Raw genomic sequence first — 17,433 nt, forward strand, 5'->3', positions numbered from 1 at the left:
GGAATCATTGTTTGGGCTCAACATATCGCGAAACAGCGCCTGGCTGTGCAAGGATGTCACCCTGCCGGAGCGCTGAACCGTATGGACGTTGATCGAACCTCACCGGTGAGTCACTGTCCCTTGGAGACGCGACGCTTTTTGCCAAGGATTGATATGACTAACCTCAACACCCGGACCTCGTTCGTTCCCGGACGCCTGGAACAGATGTCCACGCGCGTCGCTTTTTTTATCGCAGGTGCAGGCATCGCCGCGTGGGCGCCGCTGGTGCATTACGCCAAGGCCCGGGCCGGGCTGGATGAAGGCACCCTCGGTTTGCTGTTGCTGTGCCTGGGGGTAGGCTCGATTCTGGCCATGCCGATGGCCGGGATCCTGGCCACGCGCTTCGGCTGTCGCCGAGTGGCGGTCGGCGGTACGTTGCTGATCTGCCTGGCCCTGCCGTTGTTGGCCACGGTGTCCTCGATCCCGGCGTTGATCGCGGCCTTGTTCCTGTTCGGTGCGGGCCTCGGAACCGTGGATTCGACGGTAAACCTGCAAGCGGTGATCGTCGAGCGGGCCAGCGGCAAGACCATGATGTCCGGCTTTCATGGCTTGTTCAGTCTTGGCGGCATCGTTGGTGCGGCGGGCGTCAGCGGCTTGCTGGGCTTGGGCGTGTCGCCGTTGGGGGCGACGCTGGTGGTGAACGTGCTGCTGCTGACCGCGCTGTGCAAGGCCGCGCCGCACCTGCTGCCCTACGGCAGCGAAAGTTCGGGACCGGCGTTTGCCGTGCCCCACGGCATCGTGCTGTTTATCGGCGGGATGTGTTTCATCGTGTTCCTCGCCGAAGGCGCGGCACTGGACTGGAGCGCGGTGTTCCTGGCGCAGGAGCGCGGGATCGACACCGCCTATGCCGGGCTGGGTTATGCGGCGTTTGCGCTGACCATGACCGTCGGGCGTCTGACCGGAGATGCGATTGTGCGGCGCCTGGGCGCCACCAGGGTGATTGTGTTCGGCGGGCTGACGGCGGCTGCGGGTCTGTTTCTGGCGACGTTTGCGCCGAACTGGGAGATGGCACTGGTGGGTTATGCGCTGCTGGGGGCTGGCTGTTCGAACATTGTCCCGGTGCTGTACACCGCGGTGGGGAAACAGACGGTCATGCCCGAAAGCATCGCGGTGCCGGCCATTACCACCCTGGGTTATGCCGGGATTCTTGCGGGGCCTGCGCTGATCGGGTTCATCGCCCATGGCAGCAGTTTGAGTTTTGCCTTTGGGTTGATGGCGGTGTTGCTGGTGGCGGTGGCCATTGGCGGGAAGGTGTTGAAGGTCTGAAAAGCGTCGCGAGCAGGCCGGTTCCTACATTTGATTGCGTCGTACACAAATGTTGTGCCCGCTGAAGATCCCCTGTAGGAGCTGGCTTGTCGGATCGCCGCACCGCAGCGAAGGCGTTTGTCGCCACACCCCAGAATTACTGTGCATGGACGGGCCCCTTCGCTGGCAAGCCAGCTCCTACATGTTGATCCGTGTCGTACACAAATGTTGTGTCCGCCGCAGATCCCTGTGGGAGCGAGCCTGCTCGCGAATGAAGGCACCTCGGTCTATCAGAACCCTACACTGGCCTGCACAAAGAACGTGCGCGGCGCACCGACGTACATGCCCGAGTTGTTGTCGCTGGAGCGGGTGAAGTACTGCTTGTCAAAGATGTTCTTCACCCCCGCCCCGACTTTCAGATTCGAAACGCTCGGGCCGAAGTCATAACCGCCGCGAACGTTCCAGGTGACGTAACCCGGAATGTCACCGTACTGGCCATCTGCAGTGCCTTCGGTGATGTAATTGCCGCTGAAGCTGCCATCGGCGTTCACCGCAACACCCGGCGAGCGCTGTTTGGACTGGGCAAAGGCATCGAGGTTGTAGGTCCAGCGGTTGATGTCATAACGCAGGCCGGCGGTCGCCACCTGGCGCGAGTAGAACGGCAGGTCACGGCCCTTGAAGCCTGGAATTTCCCCTTCATAGACGGCGCGGGTGTAGGTGAATCCGGCGTTGGCAGTCAGGCCATCAAGGCGTGGGTCCAGTGCCGCCATGTCGTAGTGCACCGACGCCTCGATGCCCTGGTGCGTGGTCGCGCCGAGGTTGGTCCAGCCCGCGTCGTTGCTGATGTACTGCAATTCTTTATCGAAGTCGATGTAGAACAGCGTCACTTCGCCGCCCCACACATCATCGTTGTAGCGCGTTCCGACCTCATAGGTCTTGGCCTTTTCCGGTTCCAGGCCATTGGCGGTTTCGTCACCCGTGCCACCCTGGCCGAGCTGGAAATATTGCAGGCTGCCGAACGAGGTTTCGTAGTTGGCGAACAGCTTCCAGGCATCGGACAGGTGATACATCACGCTCAGGGCCGGCAGCGGCTCGTTGCTTTCGATACTGCGGCGCTTTTCCGGCACCGGCCGGCCCGCGGTGTCGAGCACGGGGCGGTCGTGCCAGTCGGTGCTGATGTGTTCGAAGCGGATGCCCGGGGTGATTGTCCAGTTACCGACATCGATCTTGTTGTCGACATACACCGAATTGGCTTCAGTGCCGCCGGTACGATCCTGGTACACGTGCCCGTCCGAACCCGGACGCACCACCGGCTCGTTGTTGACCAGCGCCAGGCGGCTGGCCTCTTCGTGCATGGCTTCCTTGAGGTAGCGATAACCGACGCTGACTTCCTGGGTGGTCGGGCCGACGTCGAACACACGGGACACCCGCGGCTCGATGCCGAAGGTGTAGTAGGTGCGCGGGAACGAGCCCAGGGTCCTCTGATCGCGGGCGGCGATGTTACTGCCACGGAAGCTGTCGGTGTAGTAGGTCAGCACTTCGGCCTGGGTGCGGTCGTCGAGCTGCCGGGTCCACTTGAACGAGACGTCCTTGCGGCGTCCGCTGAAGTTGTCGTTGTTGCGGTCCGACTGAAACGGATTGGCGTCGTACTGCGCCTGGGTCAGGCCGCCGGGCATGTCGGCGCTGGCGTCGTAGTAGTGGAAATTGAGGCTGAAATCGTCGACATCGGTGGGCGCCCAGTGGGTCTTGAGCAGCACGTCGTCGATGTCGTTGCCGTTGTTGCGTTCTCGGTAACCGTTGCCGTTCACGCCCGAGTACAACAGCGCCATGCCGATGCCATTGTCCGCGGTGCCGCCGACGAATGCCGTGTCGATATGCTTCCAGCCACCGTGCTGGGAGGTTTCCAGGGTGCTGCCGATTTCAGCGGAAGCTTTTTCCGGAATCGCGCGGGTCACGAAGTTGATCACGCCACCGACGTTCTGCGGTCCGTAACGCACGGAACCGGCACCACGAACGACGTCGATGCTGTCGAGGTTGCCGGAGGAGATCGGTGCCATCGACAGCTGAGGCTGGCCGTACGGAGCGAACGCTGCCGGAACGCCGTCGATCAGCACCGTGGAGCGTGGCGACAGGCGCGAGGTCAGGCCACGCACGCCAACGTTCAGGGAAATGTCACTGCCACCGGTGCCATTGGCCTCCTGCACTTGCACACCGGGCACGCGCTTCAACACGTCGCCGACGTTCATCGCGCCTTGCTCGACCATCGCCTCGCGGCGGATCACCGTGCGGGCGCCGGGGTGGTTTTGCACCACGGCGGCATCCGCGTCACCGAGCCAGTCGCCTACCACCTTGATGTCCGTCACCCCCAGTTCCAGCGGGCCATTGGCCGCGGAACTCGGTGCTGGCAGCAACGTCACCGAGCCCTGGTCGATCTGGTACTGCAGACCGCTGCCCTGCAGCAACTGGCGCAGAGCCTCTTCTGGCGAAAGGTTGCCATCCACCGCCGGGGCCTGTTTGCCGGCGACCAGCTCAGGGCTGAAGAACACTTGCAGCGAGGTTTGCTGGCCCAGTTCACTCAGGGCCTGGCCCAAGGGTTGCGCCGGAATGTGAATAGCATCGGCGGCAAAGGCCTGGGGCAGCGCAACGTTGACCGCCAGTGCGAGGACCAAGGGCAACCAAGGGCATTTGTTGTTTTTAGCGGTGGTTTTTTTCACGTCGAACCTAGTCCTGTGGATCGCAAGAGTGTGCGTTTGTTAATGCAAACCAGTTGCAGTTGGACAAGAAGACGATGAACTCGAAAAAAACCTGAATCTATTTTGAAATTATTTCCTGGCTGCCGTCATCGAGGGTCCGCACGGCCACCGGCAGAATGTTTGGCAGCGCCTTGAGCAGCGCGTCGGTGTTGTCGGATTTGAACACGCTGGTCAGGCGCAGATTGCCGACTTTGTCGCTGCTCACGGTCAGCGGTTTCTCCCGGTAGCGCGATACTTCCTCGGCGACGTCGCGCAGGCTGGCGTTGTTGAACACCAGTTTGCCGCTGCGCCAGGCGGTCAGTTCCGCAGGATTGACCGCATAGGCGGCGGCCACTTTGCCCTGGGTATCGACCCGCGTACCAAGGCCGGCGGTGAGGCTGGTGAAATCGTTGTCGGCAGCGTCCCGTCCCTGGACCTTGACCGTGCCCTGCTCCACCACGACCCGGGTTTCAGAGGCGCCGCGACGCACATCGAAACGGGTGCCGGTGACCGTGACCTTGCCGCTGCCCGCCTCGACCACGAACGGCCGGCGCGTATCGTGTTCGACGCTGAACATCGCTTCGCCCTGCGTCAACTCGATGCGGCGCCGGTCATGTTCGTAGCTCACCTGGACGCGACTACGGCTGTTCAGGTCGATCACCGAACCGTCCGGCAACGCCACATGCTGGCGCTCACCCAGGGCCGTGGAAAACTCGGCGGTGTAGATCGCCGGCTGATTCAGCTGGCTGAACAATCCCAACCCGACCGCCACGGCCAACACACCGGCGGCCACCGCATAACGCACCAGCGGGCGACGTTTGCCACGGGCCGGCGGGCTCTCGCACAAGGCCTGCAGACGCGCTGCAGGCAGCAGGTCAGCCGCCGTCCACAGCCCCTCAAGCAATTGAAATTCGTCGCGATGCTGGGGATGTTCGTTCAGCCAGCGCTCGAAGCGTCGACGTTCTTCGACGTCCACGGCCGGTTCCTGCAAACGCACAAACCACCGCGCCGCCTCGTCGCGAACCGTTGTTTGCCCGCACGCGCAATCACGAGTATCCATCATGGAAGGTCCTGTTTGCCCGGGGATGAGAAGGCGCGGCCGATCATCGTTGCAACCCGTCCAGACGGTCGCGCAAATGCCGCAGGGTGCGGATCATATACTTTTCCACCATGTTCTTGGACAGCCCCAGGCGTTCGGCGATTTCGGCCTGGGTCAGGCCTTCGATCTTCTGCCACACGAACACCTTGCGGCAGTTGACCGGAAGTTCGCCGAGCGCCCGCTCGATGGAATCAGCCAACTGGATCGCATGCATGAAATGCTCCGGGTCGCCGGACGACGACACACTGTGATCGATCGCCTCCGACTCCATGGCGCCCCGTCGATCCTCACGCCGGTAACCATCCACCGCGATATTGCGCGCGGTCTGGTGCAAGTACGCCCGGGGTTGCTGCACCGCCGCCGAATCGGACTCAAGCACCCGCACGAAGGTGTCGTGGGCCAGATCCTCGGCCTGCTGACGATTTCTCAGGCGACGGGTCCAGGTGCCAACCAACTCTTCGTAATGCTCGAAAAAGCCGTGTCTGCGGGGCAGCTTGGGGGTCATTGCGGCGTGCTGTGAAGACGGGGCGTGAATAGTAATGCTTCCTATTAACCGGAAGCAATGGATTCCAGACCGGCACCTGCCTGGCCAATTCAGGTTATCCGCAAAAATGACGGGCAGGCGAGTTGCGGCTCGTCTGCCCGCCCAAGGGAAAAACCCACAAGATCATTCTTACCTACAGCGGGAGTCTTACAGGCACCGCCAGAACAGGGTCAGAATAACAACTGAAGTCATCAAGGCCCCATCCTGGGTTGCAGGGTGCTTACTTAACTCGCGTTCTCGTCAATCCCCGATTGCAACGATTGCCTGTCAATACGACCGCCAACGGTCCCGGGGCCGACTTTGATACTGCGCTCACCCGGAATCGAAACCTCGGGTTTGCCGCCCTCGATGGCCGGTTTCTGCGGCAGATCGAGTCCACCCCTGACGCTGTAATCGAGGTTGCTCAAGGTCGTGGTAATGACCCCGGAGTCGCCCAGACCCACGCGGCCTTCAGCTGACGCAATCCGTGCGCCCGTCAGTTGCGTCGTGCCGCCGACCTTGAGATTCACGCCCTGTGTACCGCTGATGCCGGAAGCCTGGCCCACGCTGTCCTTGTACGCATAGGCGCCATCGAACTTGAGGGTCGGCTTGTAATCGATACCCTTGAGCCCGGGGTTTGCCGCCAGTTTGTCCTGGTCGACCGGCGCTGCTTTCTTGCCGGTCAGCCCCAGGTCAAGATCAGCCTTGGCCGAGGTCTGGCGGTCCTGACGGCTTTGCACGTTCAGATTGCCTGCGACCGTGCCACTGACCTTTCCGGCATCGATCCGCGCCCCCGCCAATTGCACATCGCCCGCGCTGTTGAGCTCGACATTGCCCGCGGTGATCCGGCTGTTCCGCTCAGTCGTGCCGTTGAGGTGATCCACCCCGACCTTGGCTCCGGCATTCAACCCATAGTCATTGGACGCGACGTCTTCGGTGGCCGTGGCGGTGGGTGTGCTGCTGCCAAGGTTGCCCCCGGCCTTGAGCTCAAGACTCAAGCTTTTGCGGTTCTGCGTGGATTGGGCGGATTGCGCCTGGATTCCGCCCTTTTGTGCATCGAGAAGCACATGCGGGGCGTCCGCCTGGGTGCCTTGCAGGCGGATCGAATCGCCGCTGAGACCGATCCTGTCCTGGCTCTTGAGCTGGACGCCCGCCAAGGTCTGCGCCGACTCGTCAACCCGACCGGCATTGAAGTTGATGCCCAGGGTGCCGGTCTTGGCGACGCTTTTCTCCGTGCTGGTCTTGCTGCCGCCCAGATCCAGGCCGCCGCCCAGATTGCTGCCCTTGACGAGGCGGGTGTCGCTGGCCGCTTGCAGATCGAGTTTGCCGCCGGCCTTGAGGTCTATCGTCCCCGGTATGTCGATCCTGGTTCCTTGCAGCACCAGATCGCCACCGCTGCTCAGTTCTACCGGGCCTTGACCCTGGATATCGGCGACACGGGCCTGGCTGTCCCGGACCTGACTGCCTTTATGATCGAGCTGAAAACCGGCGCCGAGATCAACATTGGTGCCGTTTGTACCAGGCAGGGTCCCGACGTTCAGCGAGGCCTTGCCGCGCAGGCTGGACGTGTCGCTGTCCTGACGATCGTTGGCCTGATTCAGCGCCAGTTCGCCACCGGCCTTGATCGTCACGCCACCCTCCCCGCCATTGAACCGGCTGCCCTCGAACTGCCCGTCACCCCCCAGGTTGATGCTCACCCCCTGGCTGCCGGCGTAACTGCCGACCACCGCGGTGGACGTGTCCTTCTGTGTCTGACGGCTGCCACCCTCACCGCTGCCGGCGACGTTCAGGTCTTCCCCGGTCTTGGTGTAGACCCGCACGGCAGCCTTGGCGTCCAGCGCCTCATCGGTGCTGCCATGGGTGATGCTGGCGGCGTTGGCGATCAACCGGTCGGCGCTGATGTTGACCTTGCCGGCGCTGGCCTCGTACCGGGTGCCCTGGTCCTGCAACGTACCGGCGACCTTGACGTCCACGGTGCCGCCCTTGAACTGGCTGACCACATCGTTGCTGTTTCGCACTTGGCGGTCGGCACTCTGATGACCGATGGCGACGTCGACTCCGATATCAGGCTGACCGAGCTTGCCCAATGCGCCCACGTCCGGGACTTTTGCATCGATGGCGCTTTTGACGGCGTCGGCGATGGGACGGGCGATGTCCTTGTACGCGAGATCGATGCCGACGCCTGCCTGCCAGTTGCTTTCCTTGTGTGTACTGCTGTCCGTGTCCTGCGCCACCCGGTTGTCGATTTCACCGGCGTCGACCACCAGGCCTTTGCCAGCACTGACTTGCGCCCCTTCAGTGATCAGTTTGTCGGCAGTGATGTTCAGGCTGCCGCTGCTCTGGACCTTGCTGGTTTGGGCAGTGGTGGTGTCGCGGGTGTCCCGGGATGTCGAATTCGCGAAGTCCAGGCCACTGCCTACCCGATCAAGGCCGCCGGTGTAGTTGAAACCGCCGCTGGTGCTGCGCCGGTCCGTCGAGGTGTGTTGACTGTCCTGCTCGGCCAGCAGTGCCACGGTTTTGCCCGTCAGCGACGTAGCGCCCGCGGTGGCCGTGACCTCGGCACCCTTGAGCGTCAGGTCGCCACCTGCCGTCAATTGCACGTCAGACCCGGCAAGGCTGGAGCCTTGCTGGCGCACTTCGTTGTCAGTCAGGGTTTGCGTCTTGTCTTCATAACGCACGCCTGCGCTGTACTGGCCGGGAGCCGGCGCGTTCTCCTTGGCGTAGGCATCCAGGCCGCGGCTGGCCGTGGTTGTGCTGCTATCGTGGGTGTCCTGCGCCGAATGCACATTCAGATCTCCCGCCGCATCTGCTTTGAGCGCACCGCCCGCCTTGACCGTGGAGCCCGCCACTTCGATGTCCCTGGCGCTCTTGAGGGTGAGGTTGGTGTCCGACGTCAACTCGCTGCGCACCGTGGTATTGTCCTGGGTGTTTGCGCGAGTTTCATTTTTGCTGATGCCGAGAAATTTGTTGTCCTTGTTGTGGCTGTTGAGGTGGGATGTGTCCTGCACGCCATCGATGATCAGCGAACCCTTGTCGCTGATGACGCTGGCCTCGGTGCCGCCGCGTACCTGGCTACCGCTGACGCGTACGTCGTCGGCCTTGACGATCAATTTGCCGGCGGCATTGATCGCGCTGCCCTCGTGCCGGGTGTTGCCCTGATCCGTATCGCCGGTCTTGCCGAAGAACCCGCCGCCGACCAGATCCCCCGAGTAACGCTTGTCACGAATGAGTCCGGTGCTGGGGACGTGGGTAATTTCCACCTGTTTGGCGGCGATCTGGATATCGTTCGGGCTGGTCACTTGTGCGCCTTCAGAGCGCAGCAACCCGGCCGCGGTCAAGGCGATGTTGTCGCCCTTCAATTGCGTGGTGATGCTGCGCTGCTCCTCACTGCGACTGTCCCAGCTTTCTTTCCACAGGTGTTTGCGGCGTTTGCCCTGATCGGACTTCGTCTTGCTTTCAATGGCTGCCGTGAGGCGCAGATCGCCGCCGCTCTTCACCCGCAGATCCTTCGCCGCCTCGACCCGGGCAGCTTTGAGTTCGGTATCGCCGCCCGAAGAAAGGTCCACATCACGGCGAGCAATAATCTGGCTGCCGTGCTGCCGCAAATCGCCTTCGGTCTGGGTCTGCTCGTAGGTTTCCCAAGTGATGCCGAGAGTGTCTTCGCTCCAGTCGTTGCGTTTTTCCTTGAGCCTGCGGCTTTGCGCAGTTGTCAGCGTCAGGTTGCGTCCGGCGCCGACCTTGACGTCACGACCACTGACATCGGCGGCCGCCAGAAACAGGTCCTTGCCGCTGTGCAAGCCGACATCGCCCTGGCTGCTGTGCACGCCAGCGCGCACCAGATCAAGGCTGTCCGACCCGGGCCCGCCGCTGACGACGAGGTCGCCGGCCGAGCGGATCTGCACACCGTCTCGACCTGCCACCTGCACCGGGCCGACTCGCACGCCCGCGCCTTCTGCGGTGCTGATAATGTTGATGCGCCCGGCCTGCATGGCGCCGAACAGGCGGGCGTCGATGCGGCCGTCGCTGCTGTGACCGCTCGGGTCGACATACCGCACCTGCCCGCTGGCGTAATCCACTGAATTGCGCCCGACCGTGAGGTTCAGGTCATCGCGAGCGCCAAGCTTGCCGTCGCTGTCGATACGCGGAGCGATCAGGTTGATCGAGCCTTCGCTGTTCTGAAGACCCGCGCCCCGGATGCTCAGCTCACCCGTGGCATCGCGGGTGCTCAGGGCTTGCAGCTTGCCTTCGTTCAGCTCGGGGCGTCCGACCAGGAGATGGGCGTTTGGGGTGTTGATGAAACCGGCGCCATTGAGCGAAATGCCATTGGGGTTGGCCAGCACGTAATCGGCGCCACGGCCGAAGATTTCCTGGACTCCATTGATGGCCGAGGCGTTGCGGCTGATCACTTCGTTGAGGATCACGCTCGCCGCCTGCCCCTGGAACTGCGGGTTGGCGGCCAGTTGCCCGGCGAGTTGCGACTGCCCGGCTTCCAGGGCGTTGTTCAGGACCAGGCCCTGGCGGTCGACGTTGTAGTCGAGAAACTGGTTATGGGACAGGCCGGAGCCGTTGGGCGCAACGATATTGACGATGGGCACGCCGTCGCGGGTTTGCAATTGCGCGGTGCCGCCGGGCCCGGGCGCGACCACGATGCCCGTCGCCAGGGCGTTTGGCACCGGCGCAAGGAGAAACAGGCTGGCAATCGCCCAGCGCAATTTGCCACCGGGGGCAAGATGGAACACCAAGGGTTTTGCTGACATAAGAACCTCTCAATTCAAGTGCGGTATCACGGCGCGCGGGAAGGACTGCCGTGGCTGGCGCGCACAGCACCCTCGGCAGTTTTATTAGGTTCACATCTGCAATCCCACGCGCATCAGCCAGGTCGGCGGCTCGTGCTTGAAATGGCTGGGCAGGCTGAAGCTGCGTTGGTAATCGAGGTCCACTTGCAGGCTTTTCCAGCTCAGGTTGACCCCGACGCTGCCCCCACTCAGGCGTTGACTCGGGGCACCGCGATCGGCCTGGACCACACCGCTGTCCAGCCCCAGGCGCGGGGTGATCTGCACCGGCAAGTCGCTGCGCAATGGCAGGCGCAAGGTGTTGCGCCAGACAGCCCCGCTGGCACCGGACGCGCTGTTGATGCGGAATCCGCGCACCGCCGAATCGTCGGTGGCCAGCAGTTGCTCGATGGCCGGCAATGGGTCAGGGCTGTATTGCACATTGAGCTGGCTTTGCCATTGCCAAGCCTGCTGGCCAAAGCGGCCATTGCGCCACTGACCGAGGCCGGCGCGGTACTTGCGAAACTGCGCCTTGGGCTGGCGGTTGTACCGGCGCTCGGCATCATCGTCCGCGCCAAACCACCGCAGGCCCTGGGCGTAATTGACGTCCAGGTTCCACACCGCACTGTCGAGCCAGAACAGATTCAGCCCGGCTTCGGCCACGGTCAGGGTCGGGCTCTGAATCGACAGATGCGCAATGTCCAGGTAGCTGTCGACATCCTTGTGGGACAGTTGCAGGTTGGCGCTGAGTTGATGGCCCTGGCCGCGCCACAGCACTCGATCGGCGCGCAGACTGAGCTGGTCGGTCGTGCCTGTACTTTGTAATGTCAGGCTGCTCAGTTTGAATGGCGCCCGATATTCCCCGTGGCTGGCAAAGACACTCCAGGTCCAGTAACCGTAAGGAATGCTGTAATACAGGCTGGCGCTGCGGCTGTACCGATCGCCTTGGTTGAGGGTGTCGCTGAAGCTGACATTAAACAAATCATTGATTTGCAGCGGCGAATCCAGTCCAAGATTGAGCGTATTACGATCGCGCCCGGTGATGGCGCTGCCGAGATTGTCCAGCCCCAGGTTCAACGCCCAGCGCGATTGATCGCGGGTGCGCGAGCGCAAGATGATCCGCGAGGCGCCAGGCTCACTGCCGGGTGCGATGTCGGCGCTCAGGTCCACCGAGCGCAGGCGGTTCAATTGATCCAGACCCTGCTCCAGGTCCCGCAGGTTCAGCGCCTTGCCGAGCATCCCGGGAAACGCGCCGCCAAGGGCAACGGGCAGGCTCTGGTCGGCCAGTTCGATGGACTCGACGTAGCCTTCATCGACCAGGATATCCAGCGACTGCCCGGCCTCTGGCGTCGTGCTGAGGTACGGCCGACTGGCGATGTAACCCGCTTGCACATAAAGCCCGGTGATGGTCGCCAGCACCTGGTTGATCTGGTTTACGCCCATGCACGGCGATAATGTCGGGGTGAGGCGCTGGTCGAGTGTCTTGCGGTTGATCAGCGTGACGCCACCGACGCGCACCCCGCTGACGGACCAGCATCGCTCATCGACAGCCATTGTGTCGGCTGCCGTTGGCGCGGTCGGCGTGCCACTGAAACTGCCGCGCTCAAGTTGTCGGCGGCGTTGTTCCAGTTGCATCTGTTGCAGGTCGCGTTGTTGCTGTTGTTGTTGGCGTAATACTTCCTGTCCGGGGGCGGAAGACTCGGCGGCATAGAGCGGTGAAATACTCAAAGCCAGCAACAAGGCCGACAATGGCGAGCGCGGATTGGGACGACGAGGTACAACGCGAATAGGATTCGGCACCTGACTTTCTGGCGTTCTTGAAAGGGCGCTATGCCGTTTCGTCTATGCGTTTAATAGTTAAAGCGTTGTCATATTTATGCAATACGGCTATTGCGGCTTTTAAACACTGCCAAGTTTGCGCATTACTCGCGTCTTACTTTTCCTCTCTCGCCTCCTACCAATCAGCCCCCATTTATACTTGCCCCCTACTACTTGCATCAGCCAACTTCCTATTTCCTACATATTAGTTAACCGCTTCCTACTTCCGACTTCTTACGTTCAACTTTAAGCGCCCTATTTCCTACATGAAGATTGGAAACCAAAATCAATTGATACAAAGTGTTAATAAATGGTGTTTTTCTGGAAATTATAGGGGCAAGAGCCTGCTCGCGAAGGCGCGCTCAAGCACCACCATGACAAGGTAAAATCACTGGCCCCTACGCCGTTGCCTGATCCCGGCCAGCAGCAACGCCAACGCACCGCACAGCATCAAGGTTTCACCCAGCGCCTGTCCCCAGCCCACAAGCAACAGCCCGCCGCCGATCAACAGGTAATAAAGCAAACCAAATAACGCGCCAGCCGTGCCCAACCGGTCGCCATAGTTCACCAGGGCCGAACCAAGGATGTTCGGGATCGCCAGTCCGAACGCCAGCACCACCAGCAACATCGCCAGTACCAACAGAACACTGTCCTGCATTAGCCAAACACCCATGCCACCAAGCAGCACCGACACCGCCGCGAGCCGAATCAGCCGAGGGCCGCTGTAGCCTCGACCTAACAGGCGTTTGTTGAGCCAGGCACCGAGGCCGGAACCCAGGGCCAGGATCACGCCGCTGTAGCCGAACCATTGCGCACTCACGCCCAGTCGCTGAAACACGAAGGGGCCGAGGCTGTAGTAGCTGAACAGGGCAACGTTGAACAGCGCCACCAACAGCGTCGAGCGCCAGATATCGAGGTCCTGGAGCATTCTCCACAGCGTCTCGGACAGAGCGGGCACCGTCACATGCTGTGGTCGGGTTTCCGGCAAGGTGCGCAGACACCACAGCCATAACATCGCGGCCAACAGCAACAGACATCCCACCACACCTCGATAACCAAAGGCGTGTACCAGGCTCGCCCCGGTGAACAGGCCAATCGCCGGGCTGGCCGCCAGCGCGATGCCCATCACCGAAAACACCTGGGCCAATTGCGCGCCCTTGAAGCGGTCGCGCAACAGGGTTTGCGTGACGACCGAGCCCACCGCCGCACCAAATGCCGCCAGTGCCTGGGCCGTCAACAAGGCATTGAAGTGACTGACACTCAGCGCCAGTACCGATGCACCGGTGTACAGCGCCAGCCCGGCAAGCATCGTCGGCCGGCGCCCGATCCGGTCGCACATCCTGCCCCACACCACCACGCCAAAGGCGAAGGCCAGGAAAAACACCGACAGGCTTTGTGCCGCCTGTTGCGGCCCGACGGCAAAGGCCAGGCCGATGTCGGCCAGGGCCGGGCTATACAGGGTTTGGGCGATTTGCGGAAACATCAGCAATGCAATCGCCAACATCAACAGATTTCTGGAATTCATCAAAGACGTCGCTCTTCAAGACAATTGCCGAGCAGCATACGAAGTCACGCCTGTCGTATTATCCAGATCCTGACAATCTATCGATGTAATCGGACAAACCATGGCATGGCTCGATGCCCGCGCGCGATTCGACCCCGACAGCTACCCGGCACCCGTCATCGGCATCGCGGCAACCCTGGGCGATCACGATTCAGGCGTGCATCAACATCAACGGGGGCAGCTGCTGTTCACTCGTCAGGGTTGTACGCGTATCACCCTGGCACAACAGTTATGCCTGTTGCCGCCCTCCCGCGCCACCTGGATTCCGCCCGGGGTTACCCACCGCGCCGTGATGCAGCAGAGCGTCGATTACCGCTCCATCTACCTGATTCCCCCGTTGTGCGCCGAGCTGCCGCAACAGACCTGCGTGATTGAAGTCAGCCCATTGCTGCGGGCCTTGCTGGAGCCGATGGCCGACGCCGACTTCGACAGCGATTGGCAGCGAGGCAAGTTCGTTCATCTACTGGCGCTCTGCCTGAGCGAAATCCGTGACGCCGCACAACAACCGATGCTCTTGCCACTGCCCTGGGACAAACGTCTGGCACCGCTGCTCGCAACGCTCGAACAGTTGCCACCGGAACTTCAAGTTTTGGAACGTCAGATCGGCGCCAGCAGCCGAACCATCGGGCGAATCTTCCAGCGGGAAACCGGCATGGGTTATCAACAGTGGCGCCAGCAATGGCGGCTGATGCGCGCCATCGAACTCCTGGCGACCGGGCGAAACATCAGCTACAGCGCTTTCGAACTGGGGTTTGCCAGCGACAGTGCATTCATTGCCTTCTTCAAGAACATGACCGGCGTCACGCCGGGTGCCTGGCTGAAATAAACACCTGACGATCGGCAGCAAAAACCAATTGCCACTAAATATTACATCCGTCATATTACATGCGTAATAAAGGCCCGCTCCCCACAGGTAATTCTCCATGACCAGCATGCCCACCCTTGAATCCGACCTTGCTGTCCCGGTGAACACCGCCAAGCCTCGCCTGTTCAAGCGCGTGCTCCTGTTGACTGCCACCGCGGCAGCCCTGGTAGGTGCCGGGTTGTACGCGACTCACTGGTGGACTGCCGGCCGTTTCATCGAAGAAACCGACGATGCCTACATTGGCGGCGACGTGACGGTGATCGGGCCAAAGGTCGCGGGGTACATCGAAGAAGTGCTGGTCACCGACAACCAGAAGGTCAAGGCCGGCGATGTGTTGATTCGGCTCGATTCCCGTGACTACCGCGCCAACCTGGCCAAGGCCGAAGGTGCGGTGGCGGCCGAGGAAGCATTGCTCGCCAACCTCGACGCCACCGAACAACTGCAGCACGCGGTGATCGGCCAGGCCCGCGCCGGGATCGATGCCGCCGGCGCCGAGACCGCTCGTTCACGGGATGACAACGCACGCTACAAACGCCTGGTCAGCAGCAATGCCGTCTCGGTGGAAAGTGCCCAACGCGCCGATGCCACCTTCAAGACTGCCCAGGCATTGAGTGCCAGGGCCCAGGCCGAACTGCTGGCCGCACAACGCCAGTTGGCCGTGATCGAAACCCAAAAACAACAAGCCCGCGCCGCGTTGATGCAGGCCCGGGCCGAGCGTGACCTGGCGCAACTGAATGTCGGCTACACCGAACTGCGGGCGCCGATCGATGGCGTGATCGGCAATCGTCGGGCGCGGGTCGGTGCTTACGCCCAGGCCGGTTCACAACAGCTGTCGGTCGTGCCGGCCCGCGGGCTGTGGGTTGACGCCAACTTCAAGGAAGATCAACTGGCGCGCATGATCCCCGGCCAGCGGGTGATCATCCATGCCGATGTGCTCTCGGGACAGGAATTCCACGGTCACCTGGACAGTCTCGCACCGGCCAGCGGCTCGCAATTCAGCGTACTGCCACCGGAAAACGCCACCGGCAACTTCACCAAGATCGTTCAACGGGTACCGGTGCGGATCCTGCTCGACCCGGCCGACGGCGTGCTTGGCCATCTTCGTCCGGGCCTGTCGGTGACCGCTGAAGTAGACACCCACCAGGCGCCTGAAACCCCAGCCGTGGCCAGCGCACCATGAGCCGCGCCCTTGCCGCCCCCGCGCAACCATTCGATGCGGCGAGCATGGCGACGGCGACCAAGGTCTTCGCCTTCGCCAGCATGTGCATCGGCATGTTCATCGCCCTGCTGGATATCCAGATCGTCTCCGCCTCGTTGCGTGATATCGGCGGCGGGCTTTCAGCAGGCACCGACGAAACCGCGTGGGTGCAGACCAGTTACCTGATCGCCGAAATCATCGTGATTCCGCTGTCCGGCTGGCTGTCCCGGGTGTTCTCGACCCGCTGGCTGTTCTGCGCCTCGGCAGTGGGTTTTACTTTGGCCAGCCTGCTGTGCGGCGTGGCCTGGAACATCCAGAGCATGATCGCCTTCCGTGCCCTGCAGGGGTTTCTCGGTGGTTCGATGATCCCGTTGGTGTTTACCACCGCGTTTATTTTCTTCACCGGCAAACAACGGGTGATCGCTGCCGCGACCATCGGCGCAGTGGCATCACTGGCACCGACCCTGGGCCCGGTAATCGGTGGCTGGATCACCGACATTTCGTCCTGGCACTGGTTGTTCTACATCAACCTGGTACCGGGGATTTTCGTCGCGGTGGCGGTGCCGATGCTGGTGAAGATCGACCAGCCGGAACTGTCGCTGCTCAAAGGTGCCGACTACCTGAGCATGCTGTTCCTGGCGCTGTTCCTCGGCTGCCTGGAATACACCCTCGAAGAAGGCCCGCGCTGGAACTGGTTCAGCGACAGCACCATCCTGACCACGGCATGGATCAGCGGCCTCGCCGGTCTCGTCTTCATCGGCCGCACCCTGCACGTGGCCAATCCGATCGTCGACCTGCGTGCCTTGAAAGACCGCAACTTCGCCCTCGGCTGCTTCTTTTCGTTCGTCACCGGGATTGGCCTGTTCGCCACTATTTACCTGACGCCGCTGTTTCTCGGCCGGGTGCGTGGTTATGGCGCGCTGGACATTGGCCTGGCGGTTTTCTCCACCGGCGTGTTCCAGATCATGGCGATTCCGCTGTACGCCTTCCTGGCCAACCGCATCGACCTGCGCTGGATCATGATGACCGGCCTGGGGCTGTTCGCCCTGTCGATGTGGGATTTCAGCCCGATCACCCATGACTGGGGGGCCAAGGAATTGATGCTGCCCCAAGCCTTGCGCGGGATTGCCCAGCAACTGGTGGTGCCGCCCGCAGTCACCCTGACCCTCGGCGGACTGGCGCCGTCACGGCTCAAGCATGCCTCGGGATTGTTCAACCTGATGCGAAACCTGGGAGGTGCCATCGGCATCGCCGCGTGCGCGACCATCCTCAATGACCGCACCAACCTGCACTTCACCCGGCTGGCCGAAAACCTCAATAGCAGCAACGAAGCCCTGAACCAGTGGCTGTCCCAGGTCGGCAATAACTTCGCCGCTCTTGGCCAGAGCGGCGACGTCGGTGTGACTGCCAGCCTGCGTCAACTCTGGCTGCTGACCTACCGCGAAGCCCAGACGCAAACCTACGGCGACGCGTTCCTGATGATCATGGCCGGCTTCATACTCGCCACGGCGATGGTGCCCTTGATGCGCAAGGTGCAACCACCGGCCGCGCCAAGTGCGGATGCTCATTGAGCGGTGT

10 protein-coding genes are annotated in these 17,433 nt (G+C 62.1%); 4 read left to right on the plus strand and 6 right to left on the minus strand.

Translation table 11 applies throughout. From position 1 onward, the window contains the following. The first annotated feature begins 153 nt into the window (after positions 1–153). Positions 154–1,305 carry an MFS transporter gene (locus tag ACA067_RS22600; protein ID WP_497458570.1) on the plus strand — a complete coding sequence of 384 codons (1,152 nt, stop codon included), beginning with the start codon at positions 154–156 and terminating at the stop codon, positions 1,303–1,305. A gap of 269 nt (positions 1,306–1,574) precedes the next feature. On the opposite strand, the gene ACA067_RS22605 is transcribed toward ACA067_RS22600, so the two are convergent. From ACA067_RS22605 to ACA067_RS22630, 6 genes are all read right to left on the minus strand, one after another. Then, positions 1,575–3,998: a TonB-dependent siderophore receptor gene (locus ACA067_RS22605; protein WP_497458571.1), complete on the minus strand. Its 2,424-nt coding sequence runs from the start codon at positions 3,996–3,998 to the stop codon at positions 1,575–1,577. Between the two features lie 97 nt (positions 3,999–4,095). Next, positions 4,096–5,079, minus strand: a complete 984-nt coding sequence (locus ACA067_RS22610) for a FecR family protein (RefSeq protein ID WP_497458572.1) — start codon at positions 5,077–5,079, stop codon at positions 4,096–4,098. Positions 5,080–5,119: 40 nt separating this feature from the next. Continuing rightward, positions 5,120–5,620 carry a sigma-70 family RNA polymerase sigma factor gene (locus ACA067_RS22615; RefSeq protein ID WP_497458573.1) on the minus strand — a complete coding sequence of 167 codons (501 nt, stop codon included), beginning with the start codon at positions 5,618–5,620 and terminating at the stop codon, positions 5,120–5,122. 263 nt (positions 5,621–5,883) lie between these two features. Then, positions 5,884–10,395: a hemagglutinin repeat-containing protein gene (locus ACA067_RS22620; RefSeq protein ID WP_497458574.1), complete on the minus strand. Its 4,512-nt coding sequence runs from the start codon at positions 10,393–10,395 to the stop codon at positions 5,884–5,886. A 90-nt stretch (positions 10,396–10,485) separates the two neighbouring features. Continuing rightward, a complete protein-coding gene (locus ACA067_RS22625; protein ID WP_497458575.1) occupies positions 10,486–12,210 on the minus strand; it encodes a ShlB/FhaC/HecB family hemolysin secretion/activation protein in 1,725 nt (574 codons plus the stop codon). A gap of 406 nt (positions 12,211–12,616) precedes the next feature. Further along, positions 12,617–13,753 (minus strand): MFS transporter, encoded by a 1,137-nt coding sequence (locus ACA067_RS22630; protein WP_497458576.1) that lies wholly within the window; start codon positions 13,751–13,753, stop codon positions 12,617–12,619. 100 nt (positions 13,754–13,853) lie between these two features. Between ACA067_RS22630 and ACA067_RS22635 the strand changes: the two genes are divergently transcribed. From ACA067_RS22635 to ACA067_RS22645, 3 genes are all read left to right on the plus strand, one after another. Continuing rightward, the gene (locus ACA067_RS22635) at positions 13,854–14,618 is read left to right on the plus strand and encodes an AraC family transcriptional regulator (protein WP_497458577.1); all 765 of its coding nucleotides are present in this window, start codon (positions 13,854–13,856) and stop codon (positions 14,616–14,618) included. A 97-nt stretch (positions 14,619–14,715) separates the two neighbouring features. Next, positions 14,716–15,837 carry an HlyD family secretion protein gene (locus ACA067_RS22640; RefSeq protein WP_497458578.1) on the plus strand — a complete coding sequence of 374 codons (1,122 nt, stop codon included), beginning with the start codon at positions 14,716–14,718 and terminating at the stop codon, positions 15,835–15,837. Beyond that, a complete protein-coding gene (locus ACA067_RS22645) occupies positions 15,834–17,426 on the plus strand; it encodes a DHA2 family efflux MFS transporter permease subunit (RefSeq protein ID WP_497458579.1) in 1,593 nt (530 codons plus the stop codon). The genes ACA067_RS22640 and ACA067_RS22645 overlap by 4 nt, the downstream gene beginning before the upstream one ends. The last annotated feature ends 7 nt before the right edge of the window (positions 17,427–17,433 follow it).

The organism is Pseudomonas sp. LBUM1674 (assembly GCF_059695635.1).

Coding starts and splice junctions, on each gene's coding strand:
- ACA067_RS22620 (WP_497458574.1), bottom strand. CDS start 10,395: ATGTCAGCAAAACCCTTGGTGTTCCATCTTGCCCCCGGTGGCAAATTG.
- ACA067_RS22640 (WP_497458578.1), top strand. CDS start 14,716: ATGACCAGCATGCCCACCCTTGAATCCGACCTTGCTGTCCCGGTGAAC.
- ACA067_RS22610 (WP_497458572.1), bottom strand. CDS start 5,079: ATGATGGATACTCGTGATTGCGCGTGCGGGCAAACAACGGTTCGCGAC.
- ACA067_RS22630 (WP_497458576.1), bottom strand. CDS start 13,753: ATGAATTCCAGAAATCTGTTGATGTTGGCGATTGCATTGCTGATGTTT.
- ACA067_RS22615 (WP_497458573.1), bottom strand. CDS start 5,620: ATGACCCCCAAGCTGCCCCGCAGACACGGCTTTTTCGAGCATTACGAA.
- ACA067_RS22600 (WP_497458570.1), top strand. CDS start 154: ATGACTAACCTCAACACCCGGACCTCGTTCGTTCCCGGACGCCTGGAA.
- ACA067_RS22635 (WP_497458577.1), top strand. CDS start 13,854: ATGGCATGGCTCGATGCCCGCGCGCGATTCGACCCCGACAGCTACCCG.
- ACA067_RS22645 (WP_497458579.1), top strand. CDS start 15,834: ATGAGCCGCGCCCTTGCCGCCCCCGCGCAACCATTCGATGCGGCGAGC.